Source organism: Vibrio sp. Of7-15 (assembly GCF_022347565.1).
Classification (GTDB): domain Bacteria; phylum Pseudomonadota; class Gammaproteobacteria; order Enterobacterales; family Vibrionaceae; genus NORP241.
In genome coordinates, this window is record NZ_JAKRGH010000001.1 from 365113 (window position 1) to 391127 (window position 26015).

The 26015-nt window shown below is 39.8% G+C and carries 19 protein-coding genes; 11 read left to right on the forward strand and 8 right to left on the reverse strand.

Annotation, left to right across the window (positions count from 1 at the left end; all coding sequences use genetic code 11):
* Positions 1–52: 52 nt before the first annotated feature.
* Together MHO82_RS01480 and MHO82_RS01485 are read right to left on the reverse strand one after the other, a co-directional pair.
* Entirely contained in the window at positions 53–1162 is a 1110-nt protein-coding gene (locus MHO82_RS01480) for an EAL domain-containing protein (protein ID WP_239182077.1), read from the reverse strand.
* A gap of 223 nt (positions 1163–1385) precedes the next feature.
* Positions 1386–2408, reverse strand: coding sequence for a YdcF family protein (locus MHO82_RS01485; RefSeq protein ID WP_239182078.1), 1023 nt, complete (start codon positions 2406–2408; stop codon positions 1386–1388).
* Between the two features lie 231 nt (positions 2409–2639).
* Between MHO82_RS01485 and MHO82_RS01490 the strand changes: the two genes are divergently transcribed.
* Positions 2640–4346 carry an SgrR family transcriptional regulator gene (locus MHO82_RS01490; protein ID WP_239182079.1) on the forward strand — a complete coding sequence of 569 codons (1707 nt, stop codon included), beginning with the start codon at positions 2640–2642 and terminating at the stop codon, positions 4344–4346.
* A 55-nt stretch (positions 4347–4401) separates the two neighbouring features.
* Here MHO82_RS01490 and MHO82_RS01495 read toward each other — a convergent pair whose 3' ends face one another.
* Positions 4402–4542 (reverse strand): hypothetical protein, encoded by a 141-nt coding sequence (locus MHO82_RS01495; protein WP_239182280.1) that lies wholly within the window; start codon positions 4540–4542, stop codon positions 4402–4404.
* Between the two features lie 335 nt (positions 4543–4877).
* On the opposite strand from MHO82_RS01495, the gene MHO82_RS01500 reads away from it, so the two are divergent.
* Positions 4878–5753 carry a PhzF family phenazine biosynthesis protein gene (locus tag MHO82_RS01500; RefSeq protein ID WP_239182080.1) on the forward strand — a complete coding sequence of 292 codons (876 nt, stop codon included), beginning with the start codon at positions 4878–4880 and terminating at the stop codon, positions 5751–5753.
* Positions 5754–5824: 71 nt separating this feature from the next.
* Here MHO82_RS01500 and MHO82_RS01505 read toward each other — a convergent pair whose 3' ends face one another.
* Positions 5825–6001, reverse strand: coding sequence for a hypothetical protein (locus MHO82_RS01505; protein WP_239182081.1), 177 nt, complete (start codon positions 5999–6001; stop codon positions 5825–5827).
* A 229-nt stretch (positions 6002–6230) separates the two neighbouring features.
* Here MHO82_RS01505 and MHO82_RS01510 point away from each other — a divergent pair, with 229 nt between their 5' ends.
* From MHO82_RS01510 to MHO82_RS01520, 3 genes are all read left to right on the forward strand, one after another.
* Complete coding sequence (locus MHO82_RS01510) at positions 6231–7031, forward strand: EAL domain-containing protein (protein ID WP_239182082.1); 801 nt, start codon at positions 6231–6233, stop codon at positions 7029–7031.
* Positions 7032–7208: 177 nt separating this feature from the next.
* Positions 7209–8321, forward strand: coding sequence for an efflux RND transporter periplasmic adaptor subunit (locus tag MHO82_RS01515; RefSeq protein ID WP_239182083.1), 1113 nt, complete (start codon positions 7209–7211; stop codon positions 8319–8321).
* A gap of 11 nt (positions 8322–8332) precedes the next feature.
* Positions 8333–11482, forward strand: a complete 3150-nt coding sequence (locus MHO82_RS01520) for a multidrug efflux RND transporter permease subunit (protein WP_239182084.1) — start codon at positions 8333–8335, stop codon at positions 11480–11482.
* Positions 11483–11552: 70 nt separating this feature from the next.
* Here the strand turns inward: MHO82_RS01520 and MHO82_RS01525 are convergent, their stop codons facing one another.
* Entirely contained in the window at positions 11553–12371 is an 819-nt protein-coding gene (locus MHO82_RS01525) for an alpha/beta hydrolase (protein WP_239182085.1), read from the reverse strand.
* 335 nt (positions 12372–12706) lie between these two features.
* On the opposite strand from MHO82_RS01525, the gene MHO82_RS01530 reads away from it, so the two are divergent.
* The 5 genes from MHO82_RS01530 to MHO82_RS01550 all read left to right on the forward strand — a co-directional run bounded on the left by MHO82_RS01530 (position 12707) and on the right by MHO82_RS01550 (position 19100).
* The gene (locus MHO82_RS01530) at positions 12707–14266 is read left to right on the forward strand and encodes an EAL domain-containing protein (RefSeq protein WP_239182086.1); all 1560 of its coding nucleotides are present in this window, start codon (positions 12707–12709) and stop codon (positions 14264–14266) included.
* A 14-nt stretch (positions 14267–14280) separates the two neighbouring features.
* Positions 14281–14919 (forward strand): HAD-IA family hydrolase, encoded by a 639-nt coding sequence (locus tag MHO82_RS01535; protein ID WP_239182087.1) that lies wholly within the window; start codon positions 14281–14283, stop codon positions 14917–14919.
* A 37-nt stretch (positions 14920–14956) separates the two neighbouring features.
* Positions 14957–15499, forward strand: a complete 543-nt coding sequence (locus MHO82_RS01540) for a DUF924 family protein (RefSeq protein WP_239182088.1) — start codon at positions 14957–14959, stop codon at positions 15497–15499.
* Positions 15500–15672: 173 nt separating this feature from the next.
* Positions 15673–18486, forward strand: a complete 2814-nt coding sequence (locus tag MHO82_RS01545; RefSeq protein ID WP_239182273.1) for an EAL domain-containing protein — start codon at positions 15673–15675, stop codon at positions 18484–18486.
* Positions 18483–19100, forward strand: a complete 618-nt coding sequence (locus tag MHO82_RS01550) for a hypothetical protein (RefSeq protein WP_239182089.1) — start codon at positions 18483–18485, stop codon at positions 19098–19100. The genes MHO82_RS01545 and MHO82_RS01550 overlap by 4 nt, the downstream gene beginning before the upstream one ends.
* A 382-nt stretch (positions 19101–19482) precedes the next feature.
* Here MHO82_RS01550 and MHO82_RS01555 read toward each other — a convergent pair whose 3' ends face one another.
* Positions 19483–19788, reverse strand: a complete 306-nt coding sequence (locus MHO82_RS01555; protein WP_239182090.1) for a hypothetical protein — start codon at positions 19786–19788, stop codon at positions 19483–19485.
* 230 nt (positions 19789–20018) lie between these two features.
* On the opposite strand from MHO82_RS01555, the gene MHO82_RS01560 reads away from it, so the two are divergent.
* A complete protein-coding gene (locus tag MHO82_RS01560; RefSeq protein ID WP_239182091.1) occupies positions 20019–20768 on the forward strand; it encodes a ribonuclease H family protein in 750 nt (249 codons plus the stop codon).
* A 70-nt stretch (positions 20769–20838) separates the two neighbouring features.
* Here MHO82_RS01560 and MHO82_RS01565 read toward each other — a convergent pair whose 3' ends face one another.
* Positions 20839–24975, reverse strand: a complete 4137-nt coding sequence (locus tag MHO82_RS01565) for a M66 family metalloprotease (RefSeq protein WP_239182092.1) — start codon at positions 24973–24975, stop codon at positions 20839–20841.
* Positions 24976–25006: 31 nt separating this feature from the next.
* Positions 25007–25864, reverse strand: coding sequence for a hypothetical protein (locus MHO82_RS01570; protein WP_239182093.1), 858 nt, complete (start codon positions 25862–25864; stop codon positions 25007–25009).
* Positions 25865–26015: the final 151 nt, after the last annotated feature.

Consider the following 26015-nt stretch of genomic DNA (forward strand, 5'->3'; position numbering starts at 1 on the left):
TGAGGCCTAGTTTCGATCTATTACGATGATGTGAATAATTGCAGAACATTATTTAGTCAAGGTGGGGTGAATTAAATGGGTAATTAGGATGAAGAGGAGTTAAGTTGGCATTAATTTCTTGAATGAAATCTTTCTCATGTAGTGGTTTATAGTAATGAAAACCTTGAATTTTAGAGACGCCATGAGCAAGTAAATAATTACGTTGTGTTTGGGTTTCGACACCTTCTGCGATTAACGATATGTTCATTTTACGAGCTAGATGAATAATGGCATCTAAGACAGAGCTGCACGTATTGTCAGAATCAATTTGTTGTATGTAGCTCCGATCGATTTTAATGACATCGGGTTGAAAGCGGTGCAAAAGCTCCAGTCCATTTTGCCCTGTACCGAAGTCATCAAGAGCGATTTTATATCCCAGTTTCTTTAGTGTATTGAGTCTATCGATGAACTCATCTGAGTAAACGGGGTTCCAGTCTTGCTCTGTGAGTTCTAAGAGAATGTTTTCTGCGATATGTTGATGCTGGCGTAAAATTGTCACGAGTACTTTAAATTGTTTCTTGTCTCTAATTTGGCTCGGCGTGATATTGATGCTTAGGTATTTCAATTTTGTTTGGTGCGGTAGCATATTTTCCGCTTTTACGAAAAAAGAGTAGACCAACTGATTGAGCTGCTTATTCTTTTCTAATAAAGGAATGAATTGGCTGAGCTCAACATAACCCAGTTGGGGGTGGCGCCAGCGCAACAATAGCTCAGCTGCGTATATCTCACCTGACTTAGCGTCAATGATAGGTTGAAACATAGGAAAAAGTTCGGAGCGATTTAGTGCTCTACGCAACTCATTATGAAAAAAGTGATGGCTACCAGTTATGGTTTGATATAAGGCCCATATCATGGCCACTAGGCACAAGATAGGAGTAATGCTGAGCCAGTTTAGTAAAAACGTAAAAAAGAAATGCTCAGGTTGAGTGGCCAAAATATGTTGTTGTATACCATGAAAAAGTTGCGGTGAAAGGTATTGGAGCAGTTGATGCAAATGCAAGCTGATAGAAGGCCAAGTGACTAAAAAGCTGATGCTTCCCCCTGCTAGTACAGCCAGAAAGGTATACCTCGAGCAGATCCGAGCAAAGGGTTTTACATAATTTAGTAGTGAGTAAAAATGCATTAAAGGCCTTTCTTTTAATTTTTTATAGCCTCTATGTATCAAAAGCTATGAGTATACAGTTCAAATTATCATGGCTTTCTCCTAGTAAGTCAAAAATAACTGCCATTATTTTGACGCAGGTTAAGTCTCTGGAATATATCCTTTTTATTTATATAACATGTATATCTTTATCATGCTGTCTCTTTTGTCAATATAAACAGAAGGTTAGTTTAGATTGAGTCGGTTACATGTATTGCAGTTGACGATAACTGAATGCATTGAACTGACACACTCTTAAACAATCTAGGTAGATACTTAGTTTTTGATTCCTCGTGGGGCTGTCGTAAGTGTCTGTTGCTGGGTTGATTACGGTAACTGGCATGAATGTGTGGTTATTTAAATGTTGATTTAGACTGTAGCTTGTAAATAGAGCATGGGCTCGGTGGCCATGGCATGCTGATGTAATGATTAGGTTATTGTGTAAATGGTGATGCGTAAGTAATTTGACACTCAACTGAATATTCTCAATGGTATTTTTTGCATAGGGCTCGATGAGGATTCTTGCTTTTTCTATTCCTGAACCGATAAGCCATTCAGCCATCGCTTCAGCTTCCGTAATGCCATTTTGTTGAACACCGCCTGTGACAATAATTTTAGCCAGAGGGAATTGTATTGCGATATGACGGCATAGTGTTAATCGTTCTTTAAGCATCGATGGAACAGAACCATCGGAGTTTAACTTGAAACCAAGAACGATCAGAGCGTCAATATTTTTTGTGTATGAGGGAACGGTGTTGGTTATTGGCCTAGATATACAGCGCGTGAGTGTTTTAGGGAGCGCATATAATAAGTTTGCTTTGTCTGAGGAGAGTTTTTTTAGTCGATGAAGGGCAACATTATACTCGGTATTTCTTCCAGCATAATGACACCAGTAACCATAGCGAAATAGTATGTTGGTGTTATGTGGCTCTGAGTAGAGAATGGTGCGGTATAAATTGATTCCTTGCTCTATTTTATTGTTAAAGATATAAGCACTGGCGAGGTTCGCGAGTAAATCCAGATTAGTGTCATCATGTTTTACTGCGTTTTGAAGTGCGCTTAACATGATTGAAAGGTTATTGGTTAGTTTTCCTTTTCTGTCTATAAAACTACCACGTATTGGGCTTTCTAGGGCTTGTTGGGCAAGAGTGAGTTGTTTATCAATCTCTTTATAATAAGGGCTGTTTTTTATTAATGTTTGGTTTGAATCGTCTAGAAGAATCGCCATAGTTTCTCACTGTTTAAGATCAACATTGATTAGGATAGCTGAAATCATCTTCAGTGTATGGAAATAAGTGTTGAATTTTGTTTTAAAGAGGAAGGTTGGCCCTACCTCTAGGGGGTGAGGTAAGGCCATGTTTTCTCATTCAAGAAAACAAACAGCCTGATTTACTGGCTATTATTGCGTTAAAGTAGGAAACTAAATACAGAATATTTGTTTTAAATAGGTTCCTCTTTTATGAGCAGTCAACGGCTACGTACTCAATTCGAACGCTTGTATCAGCACTTTCAAGGAGAGAGTAGCGATACTCATCTGCAATGTATTTCTGAACTTCTGTTTTGCACACGAAGAAATACTCGCATGGTTATTAGCAAAATGGCCGAAGAAGGGTGGATTGAGTGGGAACCTGCCGTTGGTAGGGGGAAACTATCTCGCTTGAGGTTTTTACAAACTGATCAGGAAATCAGTTTATCTCAAGCCAAGCGCTTTGTTGCAGAAGGGCGACTGGATCAAGCTCTAGCGGCCCTTAATCATGACAACAGCCAGCTTGCCCTTGTGATTCAAGATCAGCTGGGTTTATCCCATCAGCAGGGCAAGCAAATTATACGACTTCCATATTACCGTCAGCTTGCAAACTTAAATCCATTAAAGCCTATTCGCCGATCCGAGCAGCATATTATCAATGAAATCTTCAGTGGCTTGACTAAAATTAATGAGGAAAAAGAGGAAATTGAAGGGGATCTTGCTCACCATTGGGAGTCTTTTTCCCCTCGTCATTGGCGCTTTTATTTAAGGCCAGCAATTCGTTTTCATGATAATAGCTTACTCACCAGCCATGATGTGATCACGACGTTTAAACAGCTTCAACTACACGATTTGTTTTCGCATGTGGAGCGCGTAGTAAGCCCTATCTCAAATGTCATCGATTTTTATTTGTCTAGCGATGATGTGCGTTTTCATGAACTATTGGGTACAAATCAGGCGAAGATTCTGCCTCATGACTGGCTTAAGCGTGAGGATTTTGATTTGTTGCCAGTAGGCACGGGCCCTTATAAAGTAGCGAGAAACGATCAACAGCGTTTGGTATTAGAAGCTCACGATTATTATTTTGGTTATCGGTCTTTGGTGGATACGGTTGAAGTCTGGGTGTTAGATAAAATCCCTGCGTGTCAGTTAACTCCAAGTATTGAAGACCCTTCTACATATATTTCTCGGCCCTCAGAAACATTAACTCTTGATCATGGCTGTTGCTATGTGTTGTTCAATAGAAAGTCTGGTATTGCGACGGATCCAAAGTGGATTAAGTATCTGCGATCTAAGTTGTCTTCCATGGAGCTTTTTAGCCGAATACCACACCATACTCTTGGAGATTTTAGTGTTATCAATGCTTACGGTGTATTACCTGGTTGGCACCATCAAGTACCTATTGTTGAGCCTGTTCAGGTGCCAGAAAAAAGAACGCTTACTGTTGCATTCCATGAAGATCACCCGATTTATACTGAATTAGCGGCCATCCTTAAAGAGTTACTGGCTGAGGATGGAATAAAGCTTATTGCCCTTGAGCTGCCAACGGAAGATGTTGCTCATGGTTCACGTAACGATCAGATTGACTTCTGGGTGAGAGGAATGAGTTTAGGCTCAAAGCGTGAAGATGCGTTGCTGTCTTGGCTATACAGTTTTGGAGAAATAAAACGTGTTATGCCGGAATCTGAATATCGGGTTATTGATGAGTTAGTACAGGCTTGGCGTAAAAATAGCTTTAGTTCTTTTCCTGCAAGTGATATTGGACGAATATTGGTTCAAAGTGGTCAGGTTTTACCCCTTTATCATACGTGGGTGGGTGTTAATGATGAGCAGCATGGAGTATTACAAAATACAAATAGCAATGGCTTAGGTTGGTTCGATTTTAGTCAAGTTTGGATGAGACCACCTTTAAATGATTAGTTGATGATGGTAAGTAAGCCTTCATCCATTGAAAGCTTATTTATCTTGTTTTTTACTACTCAAAATCAATATTATTCACTTTCACAGGCCAGCCATATTGACGATATTCTTTAGCTAAACTCATTGCTACCTCTGGTGACACGATGGCTGACACCCATGGGCCAATCCCCATGGCTTGATATGCTAATGTTGTCACTTTACTTCTCCTTGGTTATTTTTATGGCGGTATTATTGATAAGTGAGTGACGAGTTTCTTTGTTATTAAGCTCAAATTGTTTCGTATTTGAATTATTTGGCGAGTAAATCAAGATATAAATACAAGTGCATATCTATTCTGTCGTACTTTAACTCTATTTATATTCTGTTAATGTTGATTTCATTTTTGTGATAGGGTTTTAATAATATTTTCATCGATTTAAGTCACATTTCTTTTATTTCGGTACTTTTTTATAGAGGGCAGGGGTTTAATTTCTTGTCTTTATTCATTATTTGCGACATGTTGTACCTATAGAAATAATTCAAGGAGAGATTATGTCGCAAGCAGTTTTTAGGTTAAATGCATTCGTTGCTGGCGAAAAAGGCGGAAATCCTGCAGGTGTTGTCTTAAATGCTGATCTATTATCGGATAAGCAAATGCAGCGTATTGCCTCTATGGTTGGGTTATCTGAAACCGCGTTTGTTTCAGCGTCTGAGAACGCTGATTTTACCGTTCGCTTTTTTACTCCTACTAGTGAAGTTGATTTGTGTGGTCATGCGACAATTGCGACTTTTTCGTTGTTAGCACAAAAAGGGATCATAGAAGCTGGTCAGTACCGACAAGAAACCAAAGCAGGTATTTTGAGTGTTAAAGTGTCGGAGGATTTTTCAGTTACCATGCAGCAGCCAGCACCTGTTTTTGGTGATAAGTTTGATGAGTATGATATTGCGCATCTTTTGGGGTTATCGGTTGAAAGCATTTTAGCGACAGGCTTGCCGATTCAGGCTGTGTCTACTGGGCTGACTGATATTTTTGTTCCTGTGGTGAATAGTGAAACCTTACATGCTATTCAACCGGATTTAGATGCCATCGCTCGTTTTAATAGTGAAACGCAGACTTTTGGTTTTCATGTTTTTGCATTAACGCCAAATGAATCTGATATTAGTGCAGAGTGCCGAAATTTTGCTCCGTCAATTGGAATTAATGAAGAAGCAGCAACGGGTAGTGCTAGTGGTGCTCTAGCTTGTTATTTAACAAAATACCAAGGCTCATCTGGAAAATTTTTATTTGAACAAGGACGTACGTTGGGGAGCCCTTCGTTGATTTCAGCGAAAGTGGTTGAAGTTGAGAGAAAGATCAAAGACGTTCAGGTTGGTGGCAGAGGCTCTAAAGTCGAAACGATTTGGGTAGATTTACAAGCCAGCGCATAAGATTTTGTTAGAGTTGAAAAAATAGGTGCGAGGAGCACCTATTTTTTTGTTTCTACAGCGCGAAAAATCAGTTACCAATTAGTGACTGAACCGTTGTCATAATTATTAGCTTTATTGGATAACACTGGATCTGGGTTAGTTACATGTTGAGCCTCGCTGTCATCATCCTGATATAAGCTGAGTGCGCCATTAATATAACCTGAATGATCAGGTTCAAAGCTAGGTTGCTCCCTAAATTGACATATCATCCTTTTTTCCTTCTACCGGTTTCCCTACTGATAAACAGTACTCAATATATATGTCTAATTAGTGACAAAGTCGAGAAAAATTATACAGACCGGATCTGTTGTCTGAGATGTGATACGAAGAAATGTGTTTTGATTTTAAGACATTGACTCAATGAGCTAGATCACACTTTTATTATGCCATGTAGTGCATTACTCTTTTAAAAAAGCATATGATAATGTCAGTAAGAGAATGAATAATATACAAGAATACTTAATGGAAAGGAGTGACGGTAGCAGCTGTATCCAATATCAACACTTCACGTTAACGAGCGCTTTTCAGCCAATTTTTACGCGTAATAACCAAATTTTTGGGCATGAAGCCTTATTGAGAGTTTATGATCATTCTTGTTCAGCTACTGTGGCACCTAACCATTTCTTAAGTGCGAGCTATTTATCATCTGATGAGTTAATGATGATCGATCAGTGGTGCCGTGTTTTGCATATGAAAAATTTTGTACGATTTGTCCGAGGTGGGGCGTTATTTTTGAATGTTTCTCCCGCATCGGCTTTAGCCTTGCTCAGCCCCAGAGCAGTGAATGATCTTGACCCATCATACATTCGTCTTGTTGGGTTAGATTCGACACCACTTTATATTGAAGTGCTAGAGCATGATTGCTCAAGTGAGGAGGAGCTTTCTTCAGTGGTGCAAAATATTCGTTCTGAGGGTTGCCAGTTGGCGATTGACGATTATGGTTCTGGAGCTTCATTAGAAGATCGAGCGCGTCAGATTAAGCCCAATCTTATTAAGATTGATCAAAGCTTGATTAAACAGTACATGCTGGGAGAGCCGTCAGGTTTGCTTGATGCCATTGCGATATCGGAGCAACTTGAATCTCAAGTTCTAGTGGAAGGGATTGAAACGAACTTAGAATATGAGGCCATGCTTGAGCTTAATATTGATTATATGCAAGGCTTTCATTTAGGTAGGCCAACCAAAGTCAGCCAGTTTGCGAAAGCATCAGTTAGCTATGATTTCTCGATAGAGTCATAATTAAAGATAATAATTGTGCAAATATTATTCGTTAGACACTATTAATTACATTTTCTCACCCATAGCTGAATTTCCGTTCAGCTTCGGTTAACTATCTACAATTAATATGAACTCATCTGTTTAATTTCTCCCACTTTTAGGTGAAGAGAAAGAATCAATTCTTGATGAGTTAATATAATGAAACTAAAACCAATTTATGTCGCTTTACTGGGTGTAGCTGTTCTAGCTGGCTGTAGTGAAAGTGAATCAAATAAATCATCTCCTCCTTTACCACTTGTTGAAGCAACATCCGTTGTTGTTAGCCAATACAAACCAAGTAAAAGTTATGTTGGCCGTACTGAAGCGCTAGAAGATGTAGGGATCACAGCTCAAGTGTCTGGCTATTTACTTGAGCGGTATTTTGTTGAAGGTGAGCTGGTAGAAAAAGGGGATCGACTATTCCAAATTGATCCTGCCAGTTACAAAGCAAAGGTGACCAGTGCTGAAGCGGCGATTTCTCAAGCAAAAGCCAATTTAAGTGTGGCTAACCTTGAGCTAGAGCGTGGAGAGGGCCTGTTACCAAAAGGAAGCATTAGCCAATCTAACTATGATGGGCTGGTGGCTAATCAGTTAGAAGCAACAGCACAACTTAAGTCTGCTCAAGCGCAATTAACCGCAGCGAAAGTGGATTTATCTCGAACTCTGATCACCGCGCCTATTTCTGGCCGTATTAGTGAAAGTAAAGTGAGTATTGGGGATTTAGTCTCCTCTAGTTCAGGTGTATTGACCACATTGGTCAGTTTAGATCCTATCTTTACGAGCTTTAATCTTAGTGAAAAAGAGCGCTTGAATTTTGGCCTTGATAGAGTTGGCACTGAAAGTGATTTTTCAGATGTGGCTGTTTCATTGAAACTAGGTAATGGCGATGTGTATTCACATTCGGGTGATATTGCTTATGTGAGTAACCGAATTGATGTAGATACGGGCACCATTGCGCTGAAAGCTTTGTTTCCTAACCCTGAACATCAATTGTTGCCAGGCCAATACACGCAAGTGGTTTTACAGCAAAATGAAGCGCTAGAAACTCTTGTGATTCCTCGTAGAGCAGTACAAACGGATTTGGAAGGGGACTTTGTGATGGTACTGACTGGCGATAATGTGGCTGAGCGACGAAACGTGGAACTAGGGCAGCAAACCAGCAAAGGGATCATTATCCGGTCAGGTATTACCGCAGAAGATAATATTATTACTTCTGGCTTGCAGCGGGTACGTAATGGTATGCCAGTTCGTCTTTCTGAACCTAAACAATAAGGCAGTCGCGTATGTTAAGTCGATTTTTTATTCAGCGGCCTAAATTTGCGTTAGTGATCTCTATCATTCTAACATTGGCGGGCCTTATTTCTTTGCTTGCTTTGCCTGTATCGGAATATCCGCAAATCAGTCCTCCGTCGGTGAGTGTGACTGCGGTGTATTCTGGTGCGAGTGCAGAGGTGGTTGAAGAAGCCGTTGCAGAGCCCATAGAAGCTTCTGTGAACGGGGTAGAAAACATGATCTATATGTCTTCTAAAAGTGCTAATGATGGGTCGTATAATTTAAATGTGACCTTTGATATTGGCACTGATCCCGATATGGCTCAGGTTAATGTTCAAAACCGTGTTTCTCAGATTGAATCGAAGCTTCCTCAAGAAGTACGTATGGTCGGGGTTACGGTGAAAAAGCGTTCTCCAGATTTATTAATGGTATTGAACTTTTATTCACCTGACGGCAAATATGATGATCAGTTTTTAACGAATTACGTAAACCTAAACATCAAAGATCAGCTGGCACGGGTAAAAGGGATCAGTGAGGTAAACGTGATTGGTGGTGGTGAGTATGCCATGCGTGTTTGGTTAGACCCAGACAAAATGGCAGCACTGGGGCTAACAACCAGCGACGTTCGTGCTGCTTTAACAGAGCAAAACGTACAGGTTGCGGCAGGTAAGATTGGTGCACCACCATTCAATGATGCACAAGAAGTCCAATTTAATTTGGTAACGAAAGGCCGTTTAGAAACCGTTGAAGAGTTTGAGCATGTTATTTTAAAAGCCAACTCTGATGGACGAATGATTTACTTAAAAGATGTCGCAAACATTGAATTAGGTAAAAAGTTTTACGATTCGGCTGGCTTGTATCAAGGAAAATCAGCGTCTATAGTGACAATGTCACTTCAGTCGGGGGCAAATGCATTAGAAAGTGGTCAAGCGGTAATGGACAAGCTTGAGCAATTGTCACATGCAATGCCTGAGAGCATGAGCTACGAAACCAGTTATGACACGACGGTTTTTGTGGCAGAGTCCATCAAAGGGGTAGTGGTTACTCTTATTCAAGCTATCTTGCTTGTTATTGCCGTAACCTACCTTTTCCTTGGCAGTATGCGTGCGACACTTATACCGGTGGTGGCGATTCCAGTTTCTTTGATTGGTACGTTTGCAGTGATGTTGGCCACGGGATTCACTATCAATACGGTGACTCTGTTTGGCTTGATCCTAGCAATTGGTATCGTGGTTGATGATGCTATTTTGGTGATTGAAAATGTTGATACCAATATGGCAAAAGATCCAACGCTGTCCCCGCGCCAAGCAACATTACAGGCCATGAAAGAAGTAACAGGGCCAATCATTACCTCTACGCTTGTTTTGTTAGCGGTATTCTTACCTGTGGCAATGTTACCGGGTATTACCGGGATCATGTATCGACAGTTTGCTTTAACCATTTGTATTTCTGTTGTTATTTCATCTATTAACGCACTGACTTTATCTCCTGCTTTGTGTTCCCTTGTATTGAAGAAAGGTCAAAATAATACGGCAGGATGGTTTAAAGCCTTTAACAATGGCTTAGATAAAGTAACGGTCAAGTACGGTGCTGTTGCTGGCTTCTTAGTACGCAAGTCAGTTATTTTAGTTGCTGTTTTTGGTATTGCGGTGACCTCCCTTGTATGGCTTTCAAAAACAACTTCAACAGCATTTGTTCCTCAGGAAGATAAAGGTGTTCTACTGGTTAATATCCAGCTGCCTGACTCCGCTTCGTTAACTCGAACTGAAGAGGTGACCGAAAAGCTAAGGCACATCGTTGAGCAAGAGCCGGCAATTGAAGGCATTACTGTCGCAAATGGTTATGCATTCTTAACTGGTGCGGCCCAGTCTAACGGGGCTTCGATGTTCATAAAACTGAAAGATTGGCAGACTCGCTCTGAGTTAGAAGGAGAACATACCTCTTTTGATATTGTTCGCCGCATTAATGCGAAAGCAGCGATGCAATTGCCAGAAGCGGTGGTATTTGCGATGGGCCCGCCAGCAGTACCAGGTATGGGAGCTGCATCAGGTTTTGAGTTTGTATTAGAAGATACATTAGGCCGGAACCGTTCGGACCTAGCTCATGTTATGCAACAGATGATCAGCAAGGCGAATCAGCAACCGGAAATTCAATTCACCTTTAGTACTTTCCGAGCCAATGTACCGCATTATTACGTGGATATTGATCGCGTGAAAGCCAAGCAGCTAGGGATCCCACTGACGGACATTTTCCAAACATTGCAAAGTAACCTTGGGTCAGTATATGTGAATGATTTCACTATGTACGGTAAAAATTTCCGTGTCACCATGCAAGCGGATACCGACTACCGTAATGATCTAGATAGCTTAGCGCGTTTTCATGTACGTTCTGCTGGTGGAAAAATGATCCCACTGAGTACGTTAGTGACCATGGAGCAAGTGTTTGAACCAGATGTTGCTTGGCGCTACAACATGTATCGTTCTGCGGTGGTTCAGGGAAGCCCTGCACCTGGTTATTCAAGTGGTGATGCCATTGCAGCGATGGAGCGAGTGGCGGCAGAAGTGCTTCCACAGGGCTACCAATACGAATGGACAGGTATGGCGTACCAGGAAGTAAAAGCAGGTAACCAAGCAATTTATGCGTTTGCTTTAGCGATGATCTTCATTTATTTGTTCATGGTTGCGCAGTACGAAAGTTGGAGCATACCAATTGCGATTATACTGGTGGTTCCTGTGGCTACATTGGGTTCATTTATTGCGCTAAACCTGACGGGAATTCCGCTGAATTTATACGCTCAAATAGGATTGGTTCTCTTGATTGCTTTAGCGGCAAAAAATGCAATCTTAATCGTGGAATTTGCCAAAATGGAACGCGAAGATAAGAATGTGGATTTAGACGCAGCGTCTGTTCGTGGTGGTACATTACGCTTTAGAGCGGTGAACATGACATCATGGTCATTCATCTTAGGTATTTTACCGTTGATCTTTGCGTCTGGGGCTGGGCATATTAGCCAAAATTCGCTGGGTATTTCTTTAACAGGTGGACTTCTGTTTGTTCTTCTTGCCGGTACCTTGTTGATTCCTGGTTTTTATGCATTGGTACAAAGGCGACGTGAGAAATTTTACGGCGGTTCAACAAAATTAATTGAACTAGACGACTAGAGCCTACTGCTTGATAAAGCCTCATTCTACTAAAAGTGTGAATGGGGCTTTTTGTCCATTAGATTTTTAATTATTCCAAGCTCAGGTTAATTGCGTTTACCCTGTCTAAAATAAGCTCAATTTCACGGCTGATCAATTCAACATTCTGCCATAAAACAAAGTGGCCTTCTCTTTGAGCCATAATGAGCTTTGTATTTGATTCTGGTAAGAGTTTCATTGCAAATAAGCTGTTTCTCGGATCGGCAATACTGTCTTCTTCACCATGAATAAGAGTGATTGGCATGTTGAGGTTATTCCAGTTTTTCTCTGCCAGCTTTGTTAATTCATCTGCTAGAGGCATCATTTCTTTATTCGAGGTGAGCATGGGTTCCGATAATACCCAGCTGACAGGTGGGTATGCGGCTAACCAATTATACCATTTAGGTTCTTCAAGAGAGGGATCGAAAGCAGGAGCTACGATGATCATACCTTTTATTTGCTCTGGATATAATAAGGCAACTTGAAGGGCAATAGGGCCACCCAGTGAGTGCCCAACTAAAATCGTGTTTTGGCTGAGCAATGGTGCAATAGCTTGAGCTTGAGCAATAATAGAAGGCTCTGGAGTTAGTTTTGATTGTCCAAATCCAATCCGATCAATAGAAATTAATGTTGCTTTACTTTGCAGCTCTGTCTTTGATAGGTAATCAAGATAACCTTCTTTTTCACCAGGAGAGCCATGAATAAAAATAATTTGGGAATCAGTATGAGGCTGTGTTACTTCAAGATAAGTCACCTCTTTATTAGGTGTTTTTTTTATTTCACCCACTGTAAGGTTCGTTTTGGAATGAATAGTTTGGCCACAAGAGGTAAGAAAAAGACAAACAATCATTGAAAGATAACGTAGCTTCATAAATTTCCTTTAATGCTGCGAGGAGCAGAGCTCCAGATAGTAATAAGAACGCAGATTTGGGACATTTATTTCATACAGTCATTTATAATGTGACCCACTTTAGTGAAATAAAAAGAAAATGAGGCAGGAGCTATGCCTAATGCTTCGCACTTTTGATGATGTCTTGTGAGGCTAAGCTATTTTATTTATTTACACATCCTTTATCATAATGACATCAATAACATTTGGTTATATGTTGTGTATGTTAGCAACAGAAAACGAATGAAAATCAATGTAGAACAAAATATAGAACATTGATTTAAAGGATTATAAAGATATTTTAGGCTGGGTCATTTTTGAAAAGTGAAAAAAGCAACTATTTTGTAACTCTAAAAAAAGAGCTTGTTGTATTGGCTGGGGCTTTTCTTTTTACCCTTAGTTTAGTTTCTTTGTTGCATTTTAATGCTGAACGAAAAGAGAAGAACGAGCACGTACAGACGATGCATGCAAAGCTCGACAGTATGCTGATGCGTGCTAAAAAACAAACTATATTTCCGACAAATGAATTAACACATAACGTAGAGTCAATGTGTGAGAAGGCGTCAGAGCATATTCGACCGATTACAGCACAAGACGATCAATTGCGTTCGATCGTGTTAGTGAAAGATCAAGTTGCTTTTTGCTCGCCTATTATTGGTGTCTTTTCTCAAGATGTTCGAAGTACTTTTCCCAATTTAGATCTTGAGAAGAACATATCTTTGATTCTTTCTAGTGGCACTTCAGTTATTCCTGATAAACCAGTGGTATTGATGTGGCATAAAGAGGCTGAAAACCTAGGTGCAGTATGGATATTTGAAACCGCTATCCTTCAAACTTTATTGCAGGAAGTTGAATTTTTTCTTCATGTGAGTATTGCATTTCAGAACGCACGTTTAACCGCTGATGGGGTTATGCCTATCGAAGAAAGTTCGTTTGGCTCTGGCTCTGAATTGCCGTTTGCCATTGAATGGAAAGTGAGTGTTTATGACGTGGTATCTGATACGTTAGAATCTTTTTTCTTTGGCATTACTGTTCTCACTTTATCTATTTATATTTTGCTGCTTCCAGCACGGCCTGTCCTATCTAAAAAATGGATGGCTTTTAACCTTTATTGGGCAATGAAGAATAATCAGTTTTATCCAGTTTACCAGCCAGTCTATAAAAATGATGGTGAAACCCTATATGGCGTGGAGGTGCTTTTACGTTGGCAGCACCCGACAAAAGGGAATATTTCACCAAATGTTTTTATTGAGCAAGCGGAAAAATCGGATCAAATCGTTGAGCTGACGAGACATTTGTTTGGGATAGTCATTGAAGATTGTCAGCGACTCCCTAATCACATTCCGCTGACCTTAAATGTTAATATTGCAAGTGCGCATCTACATGAAGGGTTACTTCGAGACGCCTCTGATTTATTAGTAAAACTGCCTTCATACATCAATCTGACCTTAGAGCTGACCGAACGTGAGAAAATTACAAGTAGTATTCATAATAAAATGATTTTTCAACAGTTATCTAATATGGGGGTCACACTGGCGATTGATGACTTTGGGACGGGGTACAATTCGTTAGAGCTTTTATCACGGAATGACATGTCGATAATTAAAATTGATCGGAGTTTTGTTTCAGACCTAGTTCCCAACCAACCTTTTCCACCTTTACTTCATTCTATTGTAGAGTTAACAAAAGCATTAAATTTAACTGCGGTTGCTGAAGGAATAGAAACTGAGTACCAATATAAACAATTAAAGCATAGCGGTGTTGAATTATTTCAAGGGTTTATGTTTAGTAAGCCATTGCCAATTAATGAGTTAGTTGACTTGTTGAGCGTACAAGGAAAGGTGAACAAGGCAGGACAAAAGGTGGAAATGGCGTAATCGAAGGAGCGTATATGTATCAGGCATTTATTTTCGATTTAGATGGAACGTTGGTTGATTCTATTCCTTCTATTCGCCAATCTTGGCAAGAATGGTGTCAGGTGACTAATGTGGATTACCATGCTGTGAGAAAGGCAAATACTGGCTCCAGAGCAGCCGATACGATCACTAAAGTGGCTCCATATTTGGATATAGAGCAAGAAGTATCTCGGCTTGAACAGATTGAATGCAGTAAAGTAACACAATTAAAAGAGATTCCAGGTGCGTTGTCATTTATATCGAAACTACCTAAAGAATGTTGGGCCGTTGCGACATCAGGTTCATTATTAACCGCTCAGCCCCGTTTAGCGGCGTGTCAATTCCCTGAACCGGCTGCTTTAATTACGGCTGACCAAGTGGATAATGGGAAGCCGCACCCAGAGTCATTTTTACGCGCGGCTTCAGCCATGGGGGTGAAATGCAGTGATTGTTTAGCATTTGAAGATGCCCCGAATGGAGTTAGAGCGGCTTTATCAGCAGGGTGTGATGTTATTGTAATAGGGGATCGCTGTGATGATATTAAGCACCCGAACATAGTGGCCAGAGTGGATAATTTTGAGCTATTGAAGCTTAAAAAAGAGCGCTATTGGCAGATAGAGCACATTGAGCCGTAGATACTTTTGTTTGTTATTCTCAGATTAATATTTGGAGGTGATTGTGGATTTTCGTACAGTAATTGATTTTTGGTTTAAAGAGATAGACCCGAAACAGTGGTGGGTAAAAGATGCAGATTTTGATAATCAAATTCATGAGCGATTTGGAGAGTTGCATCAGCAAGCGGTACAAGGTGAGCTGTTTGGTTGGCGAGAGTCTGCCGTAGGGCGCTTGGCTGAGATTATTGTATTAGATCAGTTCTCACGAAATATTTATCGAGATCAACCACAGGCTTTTGGAGCTGATGCATTAGCATTGGGTTTGGCTCAGGAAGCGATTAAAAATGGCTGCCACTTAGAGCTTCAAGGAGATTATCGTTCGTTTATGTATATGCCGTTTATGCACAGCGAATCAAAAATCATTCATCAAGTGGCTGAACAGTTATTCTCTGACCCTGAGGTTGGTAATCTTGACTTTGAATTGCAGCATAAAAAGATTATTGACCAATTTGGCCGCTACCCACATAGAAATAAAATCTTGGATAGAAAATCTACACCAGAAGAGATTGAGTTTTTGACTCAGCCTAATTCTTCCTTTTAATAACAATCCATATTGTGGCTCCTTACACTGCCAATCGTAGCAAGCTGCGCAATGGTATTAGGATAAAAGTGTGATTGCCTAAATTTAAACCGTTATCTAGGAGATTCATGGATGGATCCTCGATGGTAGTCTCATTGTTGGCTAAATTTACAAACGTACTGTTAATGACCGTGATGTTTTGCTTCACGTTTCATGCGAAGGCTGAGCTTTCGGGCTTTGAACTGAAGGTGGAATATTTAGATAGTACGTATGTTGATACGTTAGAAGAGGCGCTTGATAGTAACCTCTGGGTAGATAAGAATCAGTGGCAAGCTCGATTTAGTGATGAGGCGGTTTGGTATCGGATAAAGCTAGATTCAAGTCAGTTACCAGTAGAGCCGTATTTAAATTACGATGATACGTACATTGATTATATTGATATATGGCAAGTAAATAAAAGTGAACAAGGCCATACCACCATTAACTATTTGAAAGCTGGTGATAAGCTACCTTTCGATTATCGTTTGATTAAAGGGTATACGTACAGTTTTCCAATAAACATTAAGTATGATAATGAAAGCTGGGTTTATATTAAACTGTCTGGAGCGTCGCTAAAAAGGCCTGCATTTTCTATCATCGATGCTTTGCAGCAAGAAAAAGATGTTAATTTTACCAATAAGATTAATGTTTTTTTAGTTGGCGTTTTTGTTTCAGCTGTGATGTTCATTTCCACAATTGTTACTCGTGAACATTTCCTTACCAGTTTTTGTTATGTTGCTTTATTGGCTTTTATTGTTTCCTTAAGTCTGACTAAATCTGGCTTTTTGTTTGCTGAGGTTTGGCCTCAGCGCCCTAAAATAAACAGTTATATTATTCCTTACTTGTCATCTTTTACTGTGATAATGGCCTGTGTTTATACCTGTCTGGTTTTAAAGTTATCTTGGCGAAATTGGCTTTGTAAATTGCTAGTTCTAAGCTCTGTCTTCCATATTGGGGTGGTTGTTTTAACGCCAATTATTAGCTACTCAGCATTGATTAGTCTCATCCTTCTTTCCATTTCTTCAACTAACTTGCTCATATTGCTGGGAGCAATGTATATGATGATGAATGGAAATAAGCACGCCGGGCTGTTTTTTTTAGGTTGGTCTGCTTATCTTGTCCTAGGAATAGTTGCTAATGCTTCTCATATGGGTTTTGCAGATAAGATTCAATTTGTTGAACTCTTTGCACCATATAGTCCTATACTCACCGTCCTTATCCTTACCATTTCTTATAGTCGAATTATTAGTTTTTCAGTTGCTGAGAAAGTGGCGTTAGAAAAACAGGCTAATCGCGCCTTAAAGCGTTACCGTTCACTCTATGAGAACTCTTTTGATGGCTTTTTTACTATTGATAAAAATGGTGAGGTATTGGCATCGAATAAGACTTTTAAGACGCTGTCTGGCCAGCCATCTATGGGGAAATTTAATTTACGTGATGTGCTAAGAGACAGTGAGATAAATTTAACTGAGCTATTTTATAATGGCAAAGTGAACATACTAGAGTTACATAGCTCATCGGGTGAGGTTCGTTCAATTAAGGTTAAAGTTCGTTCTTTGGCTGACTCATCTTTTTTCGAAGGGTGTGCTGTGGACATAACAGAAGAAGTTTTAATTAATAAACGTTTGGAAAAACTGGCTACTACGGATGAGTTAACCCAGTTAAGTAACCGTTATTCATTTATGAAAACTCTTGAGCAACGCCTATCCAGCCAGTATACAGGGAAATCTGCGCTGTTTTACATTGATTTGGACCAATTCAAATTGGTGAATGATGTGGTAGGGCATAATGTTGGTGATGATTTGATTCGTCAAATAGCTCAAGTTTGGCAGTTATCTTTACAGGGGGATTATACTCTTGCCCGCATTGGTGGTGATGAGTTTGCTTTGTTGATAAAAGATGTAGATCGGCAGAAAGCGGTTGAAATTGCGACTATGTTAAATGCCCAAGTGAAAAGTTTACGCTTTGAGTATAACGGCTCTAGTTTTTCTATTTCTTCAAGTACAGGCATAGTCTTGTTTTCTGCTGGCAAATTGAGCCAAGAAAGCCTTTTGGCTAAAGCGGATACTGCTTGTTTTAGTGCCAAAGAACAAGGAAGGGATAGCTATATTATTATCGATGCGGATATAGAAGAAAACAATGAACAATACGAATACATGGAAAAGTCCATCCAGGTGAAGCAGGCGTTACAGGAGAATCGTTTTACTTTATTTAGTCAAAAAATTGTGTCTTTCGAATGCCCTGATAGCTTGATGCTTGAAGTGTTAATTCGGATGATTGATGAACATGGAGAGCTTGTTTCTCCAGCTGAGTTTTTAGGGGCTTCAGAACGGTATGGTTTAATGCCCGATATTGATATGTATGTTGCTACCAAGCTTATAGACGTCTTTAAGTACAACCGTTGTATAGATGATATAGAGCGGGTTGGTATTAATATATCAGGGCAGTCATTAAAAGATGAAGTGTTTAGAGATAGGTTATTTACACTTCTTATGACTCAGTCAGTGATTCCACTGAATAAAATTTGTATTGAAGTCACTGAAAGTGTCGCCATAACAAATTTGAATGATGCAGCCACATTTTTGTCTGATTTGAAAAATAAAGGCGTATATATCTCTATTGATGATTTTGGTGCTGGCTATACTTCCTACCAATATCTGAATAAAATCCCATTTGATAGTATCAAAATTGACGGTGAATTTATTAAAACAATGGGGCATGATCCCATTAATATGGCCCTTGTTGAAGCTACCATTTCTATTGCAGATTCTCTTAATGCCAAAGTTGTTGCGGAGTTTGTAACGGATGAAGTGTCGTATCATCGTTGTCAAAAAATGGGGATGCATTATGCTCAGGGGTATTATCTGCATCAACCAGAGCCTATGTCTCAACTATTGGAGCGCCATTCACTTAACTCGGTTAAAGGGTTGAATGAGTTATCATCAACGCGTTTAGTGGAGCAAGTGTGAAAAATAGGATAGTTGGGAAAACTGGGGTGCTTATATGCACGCTATTAGGGCTATTTGCTTTTAATTCCGTTGTAATGGGGACGGAGTTGTATTCATATTTTAAAAACAATATGTCGGCAGAAGATTTGCTATACGATTCTGATATCTATGAATGTTCTGACGAAACGACGCCTCAGCAACTTTGCTTAGACGATCAGTTGTATTATTCGATACCAGTTAACGTTAAATTTCATCTAGTCGATTCACGTTTAGTTTCGGTGGAACTGGTTTCCGTATTGACACTTCATCATTACGGAGTGTTACAGTCTTCTTTAAGGAAAGATGGGTTTGCAATAGCGAAGGTTGCTATAGATAATAAAACTGTAGATGTTTTTACTCAGTCAAGAAAGCAAAGTATTGAAAGCATAGATGCGAATCTTATTGTTCTTGTTAATGGCTATCCCTTTCAATTTCCAAGGGAATATCACCTCTTACCTAGTGACGTACTTTTTCATTGTTTAGAAAAAAAACACGCACTATATGAAACTTGTATTTCATCGTCTAGCATTAAATTTAGAACAGCTATTTTTAGGACAGTAAATGGATCAATATCGATTTATTTCTCTTTAAATTAGTAGCAATAGTCTGAAAAATGATACATTTACGTCTTATTTATGAAACAGGTTGGTAGCTCGCTTTCGATATGATGTTACTTAATATATCCCAAATATCTATTTGTGTATGTTTTTGATAAATGTCATATTAAATTGCTAAAAGTAGTTGCGAGCTTGCAATGGGGAAACTAAGCATGCTGAAAAAAATCAAAAATGCAGTTTTTAGACGAAAAGTAAAAAAAATAGACAGAAAGCGTAAAGAACTCAAAGAACGTCTGGATTATGCAATGTCCCAGAGTAATAAAGAATAATGTCTTAATCAGTTGTGTGACAGAATAAAAAGCTGCAGTTTTTGCGGAAACTGCAGCTGAAGATGATAATAAGCTTTGTCTTACTTTAAAGCTCAGATGAGATCATCGAATAACGTATTCAGCTCCTGCTCAGCATCTTCTATGAGGTGCTCAAGATCCGAAGCATCTTTTTCTTTTAGCGGTAATTTCCATTTTTCAACACCGTTGTCTAACTTAGATTTGCACACTAACCAAGTTGTATCTTCATTTCGCATAAAGGCAAGTAGATCAAATTCAGCTTGATAGCGCTCAGTGTGATCATCAAGTTCGAGATTTACTATTCCAGTGGGGACAACTGCCACGTGCACCTTATGGTGCGTCATGTCTTCAAGAATATAGTCTCGGTGCTTTACTAACATACTTTGCTCCTTGCGTTGAATGTGGCAACCTAAGTATAGGCAGAACAAAAATGATGTAGGCGATCACATATTTGGATTTCATTAATAATTCATTCTATTGAAAGAATTAACATGTAAAACAAGTTGCTTATTTGGTTTTTTTGTCTGTAATTTTTTATTAAATATTTATAAAACATCAATCAGTTTTGTTTTATTGGATTTTTAAACTAAATAAATATTAAAGGCTTTTGATGGCTAAAAAATATTACGTAGTGTGGGTTGGCAGAGAAACTGGTGTGTTTACAAGTTGGGATTACACTAAGCCCCTTATAGATAAGTACCCAAAAGCTCGCTATAAGTCTTTTAAAACCCAAGCAGAGGCTGAGGCTGCTTTCTCAAACGGAGGAAGGCAATTAAGTGCAGTAACCATTAAGCAGGTAAAGCAGCAGCCTAAAATAATGGATACTCAGTGGAATAGCGATACTGATGTGACGATTTATTGTGATGGCGGATGTGACCCTAACCCCGGTGAAGCGGCTTCTGGGGTGGCAGTGTACAGCCAAGGTGAGCTCACTCAGCTTTGGTATGGTTTGTATAACCCGCATGGAACAAATAACAGTGCTGAGCTTAATGCGTTGAATCAATCTTTGCTGATAGCGCAAAAAGAACTTTTATTAAGGAAAAGTGTGTCTATTTTTTGTGATTCACAATATTCGATCAACTGCGTCACTAACTGGGCATATGGTTGGAAGCAACGAGGGTGGAAGCGCAAGGTGGAAGGAGACATTAAAAACTTAGAGCTCATCCAGCAAGCCCATAGCTTGTATGATGAGTTAAAAAATAAGCTTACAGTTTCACATGTAAAAGCACATATCGGAATTGAAGGTAACGAATTAGCGGATCGCATGTCCATATATGGGGTTGACCAAAAAGAAGCAACTTTCTGTCAGTACAGTGGAAAATTAGATATTACCGCTTTATTAAAGTTAAGAGCTGGTTGATAGTTATTTTTGCAAAGAAAAAGCCCTATCAATATTTGATAGGGCTTTAAATTATTGGTTATTGTTCAGCTTATTGCTCAAAGTCAGCTGCTGTAGGTAGTTGGTCAAGTAATTGGTAGTATTCACCAGCTACAGCTGCATAGTCTCCATCAAGGTATGCATTTGTTAGCTTAGTTCCTGCTAGCCATACCTCTTTGTCCTTATCACTTGCTGCAGTATAACCTTCGTGTACTGCATCTACAGCTGCTAGTAGAGTTGGTGCAGAGTCCCAGAAAGTTAACTGGTATGTCGAGAAGAAAGACGAATAGATAGTCGTTTCTAAGTGAGTTTTACCACCTTTGTAAACGAATGTTTTTGCATCTTTATCATTAACAAGGTTACCAGCTGTAATTTCTTGATTTACAAACTTATCAAATGCAGGAACAATAGCTTCCCCCCAAGTTGATGTTGGTGGATTTACGGCAATCTCTGCAGCAATAAACGTGGCAAATGCGTTCACAAATGCAGAATCAAGCAGGTTTACTGGTTGCTGATATTCTGGTTTCCATCCTGGAACTACTGTACCCCATGCTGTAGTCATTGAATCAGCGATTGCTTGAAGGTCAGATTTTGCATAACCATCAAAGTGTACTTTTAGTGCGTAACCGTCAGTTGTGGTCATTTTGGTTGCGTATTCATAAGCAAGTGTATTTGCCTTAGTTGCAACGTATTCTTCACCACCAATACTAAATTTAACTTTGTCTCCAGAGATTAGGCCATAGCGATCTTGCTGCTTAGTTAGGCTGTCAAACTGTGCTTGACCACGGTTTTCGACGAGGTAATCTTCAGAGCGCATTTGGCGTAAACCTGCTTTAAGGATTACATCAGCAATACGGTCACGACTCTTATAGGAAATATCGAAGAAGTTCGCTATACCTTTTGGTAAAACATTCAATGACTCCATTTTTGTCGTTTTATGAAGGTTTACTGATACGCCATTTAAGCTTGTAAATTCAGCACCTGTTGCATCAACTAACTTGATCGGTGTTGCCAATGGTGTTTGTACTAAAAGGTTTGCCATGATTGCATCGTATTCCGCTTTAACGCCAGGAATATCTAGCATTGATGCGAAGCTAACTTCATCCGTGTAGCGGTTTGAGTAACGACGAGCTAGGAAGTGACTTGCTAGTGCTTTATCAGGCCAGTTACCTAAGATCGAAACTGCATTTGACCATGGGAAGTCAGGGTCAAAGCTACCAATAGAAGTTAGGAAACGTCCAGAGGCAGTTTCAGCAACGGCTGTGTAGCCTTTAGTATCAAAGTCAGTTTCAATTGCATCTGCTGCAACAGCATCAAAACAGTTAGCTTCTAAGATGTCGTAATCTGCAGGGATCTTATAGCTAATTGAGCTTAGTGCAGCACCAAGAGAGATTACTTTTTGATTACCATCTGCATTCTGCACAACACATTGATGTTCTGGTGTACGCAGTACATCTAGGAAGAAGGCTGCTGATTTTTGAGCGCCATAAGCGTAGTCACAGAACCAATAGTTATTCGCGTCACCTGTGTTACAGTAGGTAGGATTTAACGATAACTGGTTCAGGTAATCACCTGGTTTACCATTTGGATCGGCGAAGATGCTATCAATACGTTCTAAATCTTCCATTTTGTCACGGATCTGATTCATTTCTCTGAAACGACGTACAATGTAGCTTGGGTAATCAGAGAGATACACACCATTAACACCATACTCAGCTGCATTACGTCGATCGTAACTATCTAGGTAGCTTTGCCATTTGTAGGTTGCGATTTCTTCTAGACTTGTACCTTCATCAAAACGGTTACAGTCACTGTTTAGTGAAACATTGCCATCAGTACAGAATGCGTAGTCTTTACGTTCGATTTCTGCAACATTGTCTAAGTAGTGAAGCACACCATAGCGTGTTTTTGCATAGTTCTCTTCATTATCTGTTCGTGCTGCTGCATCAAAACGAGAAAAATCACAGTTATATAAAGACTTACCAGCTTCAGTGACAGGTGTGTTTGTTTCAGTACAAACCATCAAGGATATATTATTATCACCAGAACCATATTTATATCCAAATGAATTTAAGTAGTTTTGGTATGCATTATAAGCTGCCAATTCATCTTGAGTCGGCTCTCTGTCTGTTGGTAATGTTACTGGTGCGACAGCCGGGCCAGATGAGTCTTGTATTGTCTCGACATTACGGCCATATGCAAACTTAAACGCCGCTAGATCGTATAGACCCCAGGTTGGAGTTTCATCCAGCATACTTGGCGCATAATCCATGGTTGAGCTATATGCAGGAATGTTGTGTAAACCTAGTGCAGAAGCTTGCTCGTGGCTGTAATAGTTTGCTTTGTCATTAGAGCCTTTAAAGTTATGACGTAAACCAACATTATGGCCTAATTCATGCACAAGAGTGTTGCTGTAAGTTGCTACGGTAATAGCATCTGCGGCTGTTTGTTGTAGATCTTTAGGAAGGTACTTCCAGCGCAGTAGTTCTTTTTTAACAACATTACCAGCGTCGTCTTTAGTAATTTTGAAATAGCGCTCATCGTCTAATTTCAGGTTTTCTAGCATCGCTTTACTAGAGGAAGAAACCCAAGAAGCTTCGATAGGGTAGGCATTATTTTCAGCCCAGAAAGCCAAACGGTTTTCTTCTGCTTTTACGATTTCTTCAAGATCCATATCATCATTTAGATCTGAATTCTTGATTAACTCAGTAGGACGAACTGCTTTCGATTGCTGTTTTACTTGAGCTTCATCAACGTATGGAGCCGTTACTTCCTTAGCTTCAAGCTTAGAAATTGCACTTAGCAGAGACAACTCAGACATACGGTCAGTTACTTCTTGAGTTGTGCTCTGAACCTGTGCTGAGCCTGAAGTACTGTCAACTGGCTGTAAACCATTCAGTTGCAGCTGGTTTCGGTTGTAGAAACGCGTCAGGTTATCCCAGTAATAAGGCACACCAGTACGAGCAACACCAGAGTATTGGTTTACATGGGCTTTAATGATTTCACCCGTCATTGGGTTTGCAACGGAAGGCCCGTAACCCAGCAGTCCATTTGCTAAAGGCTCATCGACAAGGTTGATGATGTTGTAGCGTAAATCACCTGGGTGAATGCCCATTGCTTCTGATGTATTAACAATCTCGATCTCAGGTTTTCCTGAATCTGCACCAAACATGTTCAATGCAAGGTTCATTTTTTTGACCGTTTCAATTGTTGAATCTAAAAATAGCTTATTTTTTTCTTCAAAGAAGTTATCAGACAAGTAGTATTTAATTGTTCCTTGATCTGGGTTAAAACGGTTCAGATAAACAACTTCACGATCGTATTTGTTTGTGATCGGGTTAAGCTTTTTACTTGCAGTTGTGAAGAAGCCGATGTCATTTTCATCACCAACTGGGTATAAAATTGGTTCATAATCTTTTGAAGCAACAATGCTTTCATGAACCAGTGAGTAGTAGAAACGAGCTTTAAACGCGCCATCAGAAAGAGCGTCTTCAATGCCAGCTTTTGTACCAAAGTTGATGTAGTTAGAGATTTTGTCGATATCGACTTGGAAAGTACGCTCTAATTCAAAGTTCAGAACGCCACCTTTAGGATCAAAGTCCCAAGAAATTAAAGTGACGTCTGTTTCTTTTAATCCATCCGTTAAGCCATAAAGATCTTCATAGTTAAACTCAGAAACATTTAGAGATTCAGGATCTGGCGTAAAGTGTGTTTTGGCTGTGTATGGAAGGTTTGCATCGCCATTTGTTTCTTCTTTATTGGTACAGTCACCGTAGCGATCTTCAGCACAGCGATAGGCTGCAAAGTCACCTGGAATAGTTAAAACATGAGCGAAATTTGTCAGATCGTCAGAGCCAACCATTGACTGCTCTTGACAGTAACCATTTGAGTCTTTTGGAATGTTCAGTTCTGGGTTGTTGCGGTCAAAGTGACGAACGTCTAAGCCATCTTCGGTGAAACAAAGTTCAACATAGCGCCCCATACCTTGAAGGAATGGAAATTGGTTTAAAGCAAAACGTGGAGCTGCGCCTGTTGTTGGAACGTAGAACCAACGACCATCGGTTTTTAGGTCTTTGACTGCCATTTCTTTGGAGTCACGTTCCACTGAGTCGTATTCTTGATCGTCTGCACCACAGCCGACAAGAGTCGCCGCAATTGCAGAAGCAAGTGCTAATTTTTTAAATTCCATAATTGTACTACCTTGTTGTAATTGTTATTTCCTAGAATGAGAACGTAGCGCTGGCTGAGTAAGTCGCTTTGTCATCATCAAATAGATCAACATTGCCTAATGTTCCTTTCTCTGCATCGGCATAGACGCCGGAAGTTGCCGCAGAAAATGAAAAAGAGAGAGATTCATTGACTCTGTACTTAACAGAAGCACTACCTGCGTAAGTAATATCGTTACGTCTTGTTCCGTAGTAACTTATGCTGTTACCACCAAGTAAGGAGGTGCTAAATCTTAATCTTTCCCATGAGTAACTCGCAGCTAGAGATAAGGAATAAACCCACTCTGTTAGAGCTCTATTGCCTGAAGTCTTGTACTCGTGGAAGTTTTTTCTTAAACGAGGAGTTATCGTGAAGCGGGTATCCAGCGCAGTTACGCCTACAGGGGCTGAAAGTCGTAAAGCTGTATGTAGATCTGTTTTTCGTGAAAACTCGGATGTTGGAATAGTAAGCTGCCCACTTAAGCCAACTTTCCCTGTTTCACCGAAACTGAATAGACCTGAGCGTGAGAGACCCACGACAGTATCTGTAAAGTAATCTCCAGTTTCATTTTCTAAAGCACGATAACCACCTGTAGATAGATAGGCTGAGTAATTCTTCTTAAATGAAGAGCTTAAAGAACCACTCCAGGTAATATTTCTAACTGAACGGTAATCGTCTTTGTCATAAATGTTTGTGTCGTATCCGAGCGTTAAGCTACCTCCTAAATCGATGCCTTTTTCCGTTGCTAGTGTCTCTGCGACAGGATCTGTTTTTTCAGCTTCAACTTCGTCAGAAGCGTATGCTGTGACGCTGAGCGCTGAAGCGACAGATAATGCCGTTAGTCTTATTTTCCATGTATTGCTCTGTTGCATAGTTCAACTTCCATGAAATAAAATTTAAGTGCTTAAATAAGTAGCACTAACCAAGTACTCATCGTCCTGATGGGTTCGGTGTATCAATAAAATGTTTTATCGTTATATGCGATAAAGTGTTTATTCACGTCCAATCCAATTTGTCATTTTT

Excerpts from the sequence above, each read along its gene's own strand:
- MHO82_RS01480 (WP_239182077.1), bottom strand. The coding sequence starts at position 1,162 with ATGCATTTTTACTCACTACTAAATTATGTAAAACCCTTTGCTCGGATC.
- MHO82_RS01485 (WP_239182078.1), bottom strand. The coding sequence starts at position 2,408 with ATGGCGATTCTTCTAGACGATTCAAACCAAACATTAATAAAAAACAGC.
- MHO82_RS01490 (WP_239182079.1), top strand. The coding sequence starts at position 2,640 with ATGAGCAGTCAACGGCTACGTACTCAATTCGAACGCTTGTATCAGCAC.
- MHO82_RS01500 (WP_239182080.1), top strand. The coding sequence starts at position 4,878 with ATGTCGCAAGCAGTTTTTAGGTTAAATGCATTCGTTGCTGGCGAAAAA.
- MHO82_RS01505 (WP_239182081.1), bottom strand. The coding sequence starts at position 6,001 with ATGATATGTCAATTTAGGGAGCAACCTAGCTTTGAACCTGATCATTCA.
- MHO82_RS01510 (WP_239182082.1), top strand. The coding sequence starts at position 6,231 with ATGAATAATATACAAGAATACTTAATGGAAAGGAGTGACGGTAGCAGC.
- MHO82_RS01515 (WP_239182083.1), top strand. The coding sequence starts at position 7,209 with ATGAAACTAAAACCAATTTATGTCGCTTTACTGGGTGTAGCTGTTCTA.
- MHO82_RS01520 (WP_239182084.1), top strand. The coding sequence starts at position 8,333 with ATGTTAAGTCGATTTTTTATTCAGCGGCCTAAATTTGCGTTAGTGATC.
- MHO82_RS01525 (WP_239182085.1), bottom strand. The coding sequence starts at position 12,371 with ATGAAGCTACGTTATCTTTCAATGATTGTTTGTCTTTTTCTTACCTCT.
- MHO82_RS01535 (WP_239182087.1), top strand. The coding sequence starts at position 14,281 with ATGTATCAGGCATTTATTTTCGATTTAGATGGAACGTTGGTTGATTCT.
- MHO82_RS01545 (WP_239182273.1), top strand. The coding sequence starts at position 15,673 with ATGTTTTGCTTCACGTTTCATGCGAAGGCTGAGCTTTCGGGCTTTGAA.
- MHO82_RS01555 (WP_239182090.1), bottom strand. The coding sequence starts at position 19,788 with ATGTTAGTAAAGCACCGAGACTATATTCTTGAAGACATGACGCACCAT.
- MHO82_RS01560 (WP_239182091.1), top strand. The coding sequence starts at position 20,019 with ATGGCTAAAAAATATTACGTAGTGTGGGTTGGCAGAGAAACTGGTGTG.
- MHO82_RS01565 (WP_239182092.1), bottom strand. The coding sequence starts at position 24,975 with ATGGAATTTAAAAAATTAGCACTTGCTTCTGCAATTGCGGCGACTCTT.
- MHO82_RS01570 (WP_239182093.1), bottom strand. The coding sequence starts at position 25,864 with ATGCAACAGAGCAATACATGGAAAATAAGACTAACGGCATTATCTGTC.